The sequence below is a fragment of the Streptomyces sp. P5F9 genome, assembly GCF_057961495.1.
Genome location: NZ_JBXVPZ010000405.1, coordinates 1 through 9,027, shown reverse-complemented (window position 1 = coordinate 9,027; position 9,027 = coordinate 1). Strand labels below are relative to the sequence as shown.

Genomic DNA, 9,027 nt, shown 5'->3' with positions numbered 1-9,027 from the left:
CCCCTCAGGCTCCCGCCTCAGCCGTCCTCCAGGGCCGTCCGGAGAGCGGCGAGTGTCGCCCGCATCGTCGCGCGGTTGCGCTCGCGGCGCCGGACCACACCGGTGACCACCGGGCTGACGACGGTGAGCAGCCGTCCGGCGACCGCCGACCGCAGGTCCAGCCACTCCTCCGTCACCTCGCATCCCCCGGGTACCTCCGTGAACCGGTACGTCCACTGCGACAGGGCGACACCCAGGATGCTGACCCTGAAGGAGAAGCAGCTCCCCGGCCGAGCGGCGACCACGGTGCACAGGGTGGCCCAGGGCAGCCACGCGGCGCGGTTGAGTCCCACGAAGCGGGTGCCCACGCGCACGGGTCCGCGGCCGCCCAGCACGCGGGCGCCGCGGACCTCCGGACTCCACTGCCCCATGCGCGTGACGTCGCTGACGGCGGCGTACGCCGTGTCCGGCGGCACCCGGACCGTGACGCGCTCGCCGAGCGGGGCCGGGCCGCTCACGCGCGGATGGTGATGCCGTGCTCACGGTCGTCCGTGAGGATCTCCATCAGGGCGCGGCTGTCGGTCTTGAGCGCGGTGCGTCTGCCGGTGACCCGGTTGGCGATCTCGACCGTGCAGGAGCCGATCTTCGTGTTGAGGCAGTGTTTGATCCCGCCGGGCGGGTTGTAGTAGTTGAGGCCCACGAACCGTTCTTTGGGGGCGGTCATCCGGCCGCGGATGTCGACGGTGCCGTCGGACGTGGCGAAGTCCCAGTAGAAGTAGCCGAAGTCCGCCTTGGCGGTGAGCGCCTGACGCAGTGACACCAGCGAGTACTCGCGGTCGTCGTGGCGCAGGACGAGGAAGGTGACCTGCGGGATGTGGACGGGGCCGAGCTTGGCGCGGGCCGTGACGACCTCCAGGAAGCTGTCGGGCTCCCCGTCGAAGCCGGCGACCTGCCCGAAGGCGTAGTGGTCGGTGTGCCGGCTGCCCCAGTTGTGGTTCTGGCTGCCCGTCCAGCCGTCGATGTCGATCTCCTCGCCGTTGACGTCGAGGCTGCCGCTGTACCGGGCGAGCGGCGTGCCGACCAGGCTCTTGGCCTTGGGGAAGCCACCCTGGTACATCCTCGGCGGCAGCAGGAACAGCGGCGGCTGGTCCCCGGCATACGTCAGGTCCCAGCCGATCCGGCCGTCCGGTCCCCGCGCCTCGCCCTTGAGGCGGCCCGGTTCCAGCACGCGGTCGCCGACCCGGGCGCCGAACGAGTCGGCGCTGAAGTGGCAGTCGGCGATGGGGTGTTCCTCCTTGGCCACCACATGCTGTCCGGTCACCCCGTCGAACCAGATCGCCCACAGCTCGCCGATGGCCGCCTCGGGCATCCCGGCAGGACTGAACACGGTGTACCTGATCCAGAACGCGCGGGGTTCCGTGGGGTGGTTGCCCCGCTGGTAGAAGCTCTCGTAGTGGCCGGCCCGCTGGCCCGGCCGGTAGCGGGTCCGGTTGATGTGCTCGGGGTCGAGGAGCGAGGCGTCGGCGTTCATGAGGTCCGTTCTCCGGCGACATGGGCGGGACGTGCGGCCGAGGGCGTCCGCTGATGCATCGTCATCAGCATTCCGTACCTGGGCCGCAGGGTGATGGTGGCGTGGTTCACCACCCGGTGTGAGGGAACATGGCGGAACTCCCAGCGGCGCACCAGGGCGCACAGCAGCAGATGCGCCTCCATGAGCGCGAAGTGCTTCCCGATGCAGAGGTGGGGCCCCGCGCCGAACGGCAGATAGGCGAAGCGGTGGCGCCCCGTGCCGGTCTCCGGAAGGAAGCGGTCCGGGTCGAAGCGCTCGGGGTCCGGCCAGTGCCGGGGGTGCCGGTGGATGTCGTACAGGTTCACCAGGACGCGTGACCCGGCCGGCACCCGGTAGCCGCCCAGTTCGGTGTCCCGCAGCACCAGCCGGGGCAGGATCGGCGCCGACGGGTAGAGCCGCAGGGCCTCCTCGAAGACCCGCAGGGTGTACGGCATCGCCGCCAGGTCGTCGGGGGTGGGCAGGTCGTCGCCCAGGACGCCGTCCACCTCCCGCTGGACCCGCTCCAGCACCTCGCGGTGCCGGGAGAGCAGGTAGAAGGCCCAGGTGAGGGTGATCGCGGTGGTCTCGTGGCCGGCGGCGAAGGTGGTGATCACCTCGTCCCGCAGCTCCCGGTCGGTCATCCCCTGGCCGGTGTCGGCGTCGCGGGCGGCCAGCAGCATGTCCAGCAGATCCCCGCCGCCGGTGGGGGCGTCGGGCTGCCGGCGTTCCGCGATGATCCGGTGGATGAGGTCGTCGAGTCCCCGCATGACCTCGTGGAAGCGCCGGTTGCGGGGGGTCGGCCAGGACGTCGGCGGGCTCAGCGGGTTCTGCAGCCGGTCGAAGGCGTAGTTGATGGCGACGTCCACGGCATCCGGGCCGAGACCGGCCAGGGTCCGGCTCACATCGGTGCTGAACATGCAGCGGCTGACGATGTCGAGGGTGACCCGCATCATCTCCGTGTGCAGGTCCACCACCGCGCCCGTCCGGTAGCGGTCCGCCATGTGCGCGATCTGCTCGGCCGCCGAGACCCCCATCGTCGCGAACATGCCCGCGAGGGCCTGCTTGGTGTAGATCGGCTGCATCATCCGCCGGTTGCGCAGCCAGCTCTTGTGGTCGTCGCTGGTCAGCAGGCCCTCGCCGAGGACGAGCCGCAGCGGGTTGTCCGGCCCGAGTTTGCCGAACCGGTCGCTGTCGGTCAGTACTTCGGCGGCCAGCTCCGGACTGGACACCCCGTGCACCGCCACAGGCCCGAGCCGGTACTGGACCAGGTCGCCGTGGACGGCGCGCCCCCGGTGCATGGCCTGGAGGATGTCCCGCCGGAAGTCCAGCACGCTGCCCAGCAAGGGCAGCCCCGCCGCCCTCGGGGCACCCGCCACCACGCCATCGCGCACGCCGGTCATCGCGATCGCCCTCACTTCCGCGCCAGCGCGCAGACCCAGCCCAGCGAACGGCGCGGCTCCGACACGAAACGGGCGTCCTGGAAACCGGCCTTGGTGAGCCGGTCCACCAGGTCGTCCCCGGAGAGGATGTGCAGCCCCGCCCGCTGCGAGCGTTCCGTGAAGCGCCGGCCGAAGAACCGCTGCGTCAGTGACGGGTCGTCGGCGGCCTCCCGGCTCATCTCCAGCGTGACGGCCACCTGGCCGCCCGGTTTCAGCACCCGGTGCGCCTCGGCGAGACCGCCGAGCGGATCCGGCCAGAAGTAGAAGGTCTCGATCGCGCAGACCTGGTCGAACGAGGCGTCCTCGTACGGCAGTTGGGAGCAGTCCCCGTGCCGGACCTCGACCCGGCCGCGCGCGATGGCCGGCAGATTGCGCCGTGCCGCCTGCTCGACCATCTCCATCGAGTAGTCCACCCCGGCGACGAACCCCTGGGCGGCCCGCCGCGACAGCAGCTTCACCGCCATGCCCCCGCCGCAGCCGACGTCCAGCACCCGTTGGCGGCCGCGCACGTCCATGTGCTCGATCGTCCACTCGGTGAGGCTCCGGTGCTGCACCGCCATCAGGTTTCCGAAGAACCGCCCGGCCCGCCCGGTCGGCCTGCGGAAGTTCTCCTCCATGAGCTCCAACGGCCTTGCCAGCAGTGTCCCGATCATTGGTGTTCCTTTCCCGGTGAGCCCGGCGTCCGTGTGGTGGTGCGGCAGTCGAAGGGAAGTCGGACGGTTGGTCCACGGCGCGGATGGTCTACGGCGGCTCCTCACCCCCGGGGCCCGAGTGCGGGCCCCGCCGCGCGGCGGGCGGTGCGGTCCATCGCGGCCAGGTGGGCCCGCAGGAGCGGCCGGGCCGGTCCCGACACCGGCAGCCGGGGCGCCCGGGAGCGGTGCCAGGGCAGCGGCTCGGGTGTGTCCGCGTCGCCCAGCAGGGATGCGGCGAGGTAGGAGCCGTGCGCCACGGACATCGCGAGACCGTGCCCGTTGCAGCCGCCCGCGTACCAGACACCGGGCCGGCCCCGGACCGGCCCCACCACGGGGAGACCGTCGGCCGTCACCCCGATCCCGCCCGCCCAGCGATGCGTGACCTCCACCGCGGCCAGCGCCGGGTGCAGGGCCCGCAGCGACTGCTCCAGCCGGTGGAACGCGAAGACCCGCAGCACAGCTCTACGGCGGGGTCCGACCCCGTCCGGACACAGGGCGGTACCGCCCCCGACCACCAGTCGGCCTTCCCCGGTGAGGCGGAAGTACGGGGCCAGCGGCACCGCGTCAATCACCGCCAGGCCGCCGTGCCCGAGAAGCGCCCGCGCCTCGTGGCCCAGCGGCTCGGTCGCCACCGCGTGCACCTCAAGCCCGAGCACCGTGCCCACCGGCAGCCCGAGCCCGGCCACCCCGGCGTTCACCGCCAGCACGGACCGCGGCGCCCGCACGGTGCCGTGCGGGAACAGCAGTTCAGGCCCGTGTCCGTCCCCGCCCCGCACCTCCCGCAGCGGGCTGCCGCCGTAGAGCCGTACGCCCTTGGCCACGCAGGCCCTCGCCAGCGCCGCCGTCAGCGCGGCCGGGTCGAGGGTGGCGGTGTGCCGGTGGAGCAGACCCGCGTGGTACGGCACGTCGACCCGGCGCCGGATGTCGGCGGCGCAGAGGACGGGCACGCCCAGGTCCAGGGCGCGGTAGGCGGCGGCCTGCCGGGCCAGGGACGCCAGCCCGGTGCGGGAGCGCGTGGCGACGATCTGTTCCCCGTCCGCGCAGGGCACGCCGAGCCGGTCGCACAGGTCCACGACCTGCCGTACCGCCTCGATGCTGGCCCGGTGCATCCGGCGGGCGACGGCGGGCCCGTACCGACGCACCGCCCGGTCGACGGGCGGACCCGCCCGCGGACCCAGCAGCCCGGTGCCCCGCCCACTGGCACCGGCCGCCGGCCGCCGCGCGTCCACCACCACGATGTCCAGGGAGGGTTGACGTTCCGCGAGGTGGTACGCCGTGGACAGTCCTACGAGTCCCGCGCCCACCACCGCCACATCGGCACCGATCCGGCCGCGCACGGTGGACGGCGGGTCCGTGCCGTCCGGGTCCCCGGACTCCCAGCAGGGCGTGCCCGGCGCGAACAGGGTCACCGGGGCGCTCCTTCCCCGGCCCCGGACAGCGACCCGAACCTCCGGTCGTGCCAGAGCAGGGGACGGCCCGACGCCACCTGCACCGCCGCCACCCGTCCCACCACCGCGCTGTGGTCGCCGTAGCGGCGGATGTCCTCGACCAGGCAGACCGACCAGCCGAGCGCGTCGCCGAAGACGGGTGCTCCCAGGACGGGACGCAGCGGGATCCCGCGGAACCGCTCCGCCGACGAGGCCGCCGGGTCCGCGAAGCGGGCAGCCCGCGAACTCTGCTTGTCCCGGAGCAGGTTGACCGCGAAGACGCCCTGGCCGCGGATCGCCGACAGCGTGTGGGAGCCGTTGCGCAGGCAGGCGAGCAGGAGGGGTGGGCGGGCCGAGAGCGAGGTGAGGGAGGAGACGGTCATGCCGGCGGGGCCGGCCCCTCCCTGCGTGGTGATCACGGTGACACCGGAGGCGAGTTTCGCGTACAGGCGCAGGCAATGTTCGGTGTCCGGGCCGGGCTCGTCGCGCAGTTGTTGGCCCGGGTCCGGCGGGCGGGCCAGGGCGAGGTCAGCCATGCGCGGCGTCCGCGAGACCGGCCGGCGACACCGTGCCGAGCAGACCCTGGAGGATCTTCTCGATGTTGGTGCGTAACGTCGACTCGGCCACCGGGTCGAGGATCTCGGCCAGCGTGGGGATCCCCAGGTCGAACGCGGCCCGGAAGGTGACGGTGGTGCCGTCCTGGTGCGCCTCGCAGGTCCAGCTGCCCTCGAAGGTCTCGAAGTCGCCGCTGAGCTGCTCGAACGCGATGGAGAGGGCGGCCGGCGAGAAGGTGTCGCGTTCCGTCCAGCGCATCAGCCCGTTGCGGAAGGAGACGGTCCACGCGGAGACCACGGAACCGTCGGGCCGCGGAGGCTGCACCTCCACCGCGCGGACCGTCGTGGTGAGTTCGGGGTACCGGCTGAAGTCGCTGATCCTCCGGTAGGCGTGCTCGGGGTCGATGCCCTGAGCCGTCATCCGGACTGTCACATGGCGCATGGGGTTCGTCCTCACTGACGTGGGGGGCTGACGTGGGGGGGCTGTCGTGCTGATGTCGTGACGCTCAGCCGAGGCGGGTGTGCACGGCCCGCAGTGCTTCGGCCAAGGCATCCAGGAAGAGCTGGACCTCGTCGGTGTCGGCGATCGCCGGCGGCGTCAGCCGGAGGACGCGTGTGGAGTTGAGCGAGTGGTTGACCAGGACGCCGCGGCTCACCAGCTCCAGCAGCGTCTCGCCGACGGCCTGTGCCCGGGTGAACTCGATCCCGATCAGCAGTCCCCTGCCGCGGACCTCGTGCACCAGGCGGTCCCGGTAGGGGGCGCAGATCTCCACGACTCCCGCGAGCAACTGCCGGCCGAGCGCGGCGGCCCGGCCCACGATGTCCTCGCGGTCGATCGTCTCGACCGCCGCCGTCGCCGCGGCACAGGCGATCGGCGAGGCGCCGAAGGTGGAGGTGTGGAGGTAGGGGTCGCGGGAGAACGGAGCGTAGGCGTCCTTGGTGGCCACCATCGCCGCCACCGGTACGACACCGCCGCTGAGCCCCTTCCCCACGAGGAGGACATCGGGCACCACGCCCTCGGCGTCCACACCCCACCAGGTACCGAGCCGGCCAAGACCGGTCTGCACCTCGTCCACGATCAGGAAGGCGCCGTACGCACGGCACAGCCCGGCCGCCTCCGCGAGGTACCCGGGCGGCGGGATCCGCACCCCGCCCTCGCCCTGCACCGGTTCGAGGATCAGGCAGGCACGGTCGCGACGCCCACGGAGCGCCGCCTCCAGCTCGGCCAAGTCCCCGTGGGCGACCTGCGCGGTGTCCGGCAACAACGGCTCGAAGGGCTGCTGGTAAAGGGAGTTGGCCGTGACACTCAACGCCCCCAGGGTCTTGCCGTGGTACCCGGACACGGTGGTCACCAGCGCGTTGCGCCCCTGCGCACGGGCCAGCTTCAGCCCCGCTTCGGTGGCCTCGGCACCGGAGTTGACGAAGTGGACGTGGTCGAGACCCGCCGGGGTGTGCGCGGCCAGCGCGGCAGCGGCCCGCGCGGCGACGGGTTCCAGGAACACCCGGGTGGCCAGCGGATGCGCGTCCAACTGCCGGTGCACCGCGTCGAGCACAGCCGGGTGCCGATGCCCCAGGATGAAGACGCCGTAGCCCCCGAAGTCCAGGTACCTACGCCCGTCATCGGTATGCACCCAGGCCCCCTCCGAGTACACCTCGGCCATCCCCCCGAGCACCGCACCCATGACCGCCCGGCCGGCACCGAGGGGGCGGCGGTAGAGCTCGGCGGTGTCGGGGGGCGGGGCTGTGGGGGCGAGAGCGGCCGTCTCTGCTGGGGCGGAAGCGGCCACCCCTGCGGGGGCGGAAGTGGCCGTCTCTACGGCGGCGGGAGAGGCCGTATCTGCGAGCGCGGGACCGGCCTTCTCTACGGCGGCGGGACCAGCCACCCCTGCGGGGGCGGGACCGGCCGCCGCTGCGGTAGCGGGAGCAGCTACCTCTACGGCGGCGTGGGCGGCCACTCCTACGGGGGCGTGAGCCGCCACCTCCACGGCGACAGGACCGGCCGTCCCTGCGGGGGCATGAGCGGCCGTCTCCACCGCGACAGGACCGGCCGTCCCTGCTGTAACGGGAGCAGCCACCCCTGCGGTAGCGGGAGCGGCCGCCTCTACGGCGACGGGACAAGCGACCCCTACGGCGGTGTGTGCCGCCGCCTCCAACGCGGTCATGACGCCAGCTCCGCCGGGGTCTGGGGCGTGCGCGGCCGGCGCAGGCCCCCTCGGCCGGTGGCCCAGCGCTCCACGTTGCGTGTCAGCGCCGAGCGGATCGCGGAGCGCGTGGGGGCCGTGCCGCAGTGCGGTGTCCCCAGGTCGGACGCGAAGGGCAGCTCGCGCTGGAAGACCAGCAGCAGCTCGGCGTAGTCCTGGAGCCGGCGCCGCACCAGCGCGGGGAAGGACGGCCCCTCCAGCAGCGGCAGCAGCAGCCGGTGCACCGCTTCCACGGGGATCAGCCGCGGCGGGTGCGGGCGTTCACCGTGCTGTCCGGCGAACTCCAGGCAGATGTCGACGACCTCCCGCTGGAGGATGGCCTCGCGCCCGGCGGTCAGCCAGTACTCGCCCTGTGCGACGCCGGATCTGACCAGGTCGCCCACCGCGCGGGCCACCACGTCCTGCGGCACCATGTCGATCCGTGTCCCGGGCGAGCCCGGCAGCACCGGGACCTGGCCCTTGACGATCCCGCCCAGCGCCCGGGTCAGGCCCTGCACCCGGGCGATCCGGCCGGTGGACGAGTCACCCATGACCAGGGACGGACGCAGGATGACCCCGGGCACCTCGGCCGACCGTACGGCCTCCTCGGCCGCCGTCTTGGAGGCGAGGTAGGCGGCCGCCCCGGGAAAACGCTCCCGCTCCTCGGGCGCGAGCGGGTTCGCCACGAAAGCGGTGCTCATGTAGAAGAAGGGGGCGTCGGCGCGGGCCGCGAGGTCGAGCATCGACCGGGTGCCGTCCAGGTTGGTGCGCCAGATGTCGGCCGGGTCCAGCCGCCAGTTGGTGGCCGCGGCGGAGTGCACGACCACGTCCACCTCGGCGGCGAGGTCCAGCCGTTGGGCGGCGGAGAGCCCCAGACCGGGGGCGCACAGGTCCGCCGTCACCTCCCGTACCCGGGGGTCGTCCAGGGGTGCCCGGTGGCGCAGGCAGATCAGGTCGTAGTCGTCGCGGAGCTCGTCGATCAGGGCTTGGCCGAGTACTCCGGCGGCGCCGGTGAGCAGCAGGGTCGGGCGTTGACTTCGAGGGCGGGACGGACGGGACGGGTTGGACGGACGGGACGGACCGGTGGGTTCTGGCGGCATGGTTCGGAAACTCCCATCGGGTAGGGGGTGTTGGAGTGGGATGGGACGCGGTTCGCGGAGACGTGCGGAGTCGTGCCCGGGGTCTGAGTCGGGGTCGAGGTCGGGGC

The 9,027-nt window shown here is 73.0% G+C and carries 9 protein-coding genes; all 9 read right to left on the bottom strand.

The window, feature by feature from the left end:
• Positions 1-17 precede the first annotated feature (17 nt).
• The gene (locus AC31A1_RS40305) at positions 18-497 is read right to left on the bottom strand and encodes an SRPBCC family protein (RefSeq protein ID WP_489658049.1); all 480 of its coding nucleotides are present in this window, start codon (positions 495-497) and stop codon (positions 18-20) included.
• A complete protein-coding gene (locus AC31A1_RS40300; RefSeq protein ID WP_489658048.1) occupies positions 494-1,510 on the bottom strand; it encodes a hypothetical protein in 1,017 nt (338 codons plus the stop codon). Before AC31A1_RS40300 ends, AC31A1_RS40305 begins: the two co-directional genes overlap by 4 nt.
• A complete protein-coding gene (locus AC31A1_RS40295) occupies positions 1,507-2,928 on the bottom strand; it encodes a cytochrome P450 (protein WP_489658047.1) in 1,422 nt (473 codons plus the stop codon). The genes AC31A1_RS40300 and AC31A1_RS40295 overlap by 4 nt, the downstream gene beginning before the upstream one ends.
• Positions 2,929-2,939: 11 nt before the next feature.
• On the bottom strand, positions 2,940-3,620 hold the full coding sequence (locus AC31A1_RS40290; protein ID WP_489658046.1) for a class I SAM-dependent methyltransferase: 681 nt from the start codon (positions 3,618-3,620) through the stop codon (positions 2,940-2,942).
• A 101-nt stretch (positions 3,621-3,721) separates the two neighbouring features.
• The gene (locus AC31A1_RS40285; protein WP_489658045.1) at positions 3,722-5,068 is read right to left on the bottom strand and encodes an NAD(P)/FAD-dependent oxidoreductase; all 1,347 of its coding nucleotides are present in this window, start codon (positions 5,066-5,068) and stop codon (positions 3,722-3,724) included.
• Complete coding sequence (locus tag AC31A1_RS40280) at positions 5,065-5,622, bottom strand: flavin reductase family protein (protein ID WP_489658044.1); 558 nt, start codon at positions 5,620-5,622, stop codon at positions 5,065-5,067. Before AC31A1_RS40280 ends, AC31A1_RS40285 begins: the two co-directional genes overlap by 4 nt.
• Positions 5,615-6,082, bottom strand: coding sequence for a type II toxin-antitoxin system RatA family toxin (locus AC31A1_RS40275; RefSeq protein ID WP_489658043.1), 468 nt, complete (start codon positions 6,080-6,082; stop codon positions 5,615-5,617). Before AC31A1_RS40275 ends, AC31A1_RS40280 begins: the two co-directional genes overlap by 8 nt.
• A gap of 64 nt (positions 6,083-6,146) precedes the next feature.
• On the bottom strand, positions 6,147-7,427 hold the full coding sequence (locus AC31A1_RS40270) for an aspartate aminotransferase family protein (RefSeq protein WP_489658050.1): 1,281 nt from the start codon (positions 7,425-7,427) through the stop codon (positions 6,147-6,149).
• Positions 7,428-7,798: 371 nt separating this feature from the next.
• Positions 7,799-8,920 (bottom strand): SDR family oxidoreductase, encoded by a 1,122-nt coding sequence (locus tag AC31A1_RS40265; protein WP_489658042.1) that lies wholly within the window; start codon positions 8,918-8,920, stop codon positions 7,799-7,801.
• Positions 8,921-9,027 lie beyond the last annotated feature (107 nt).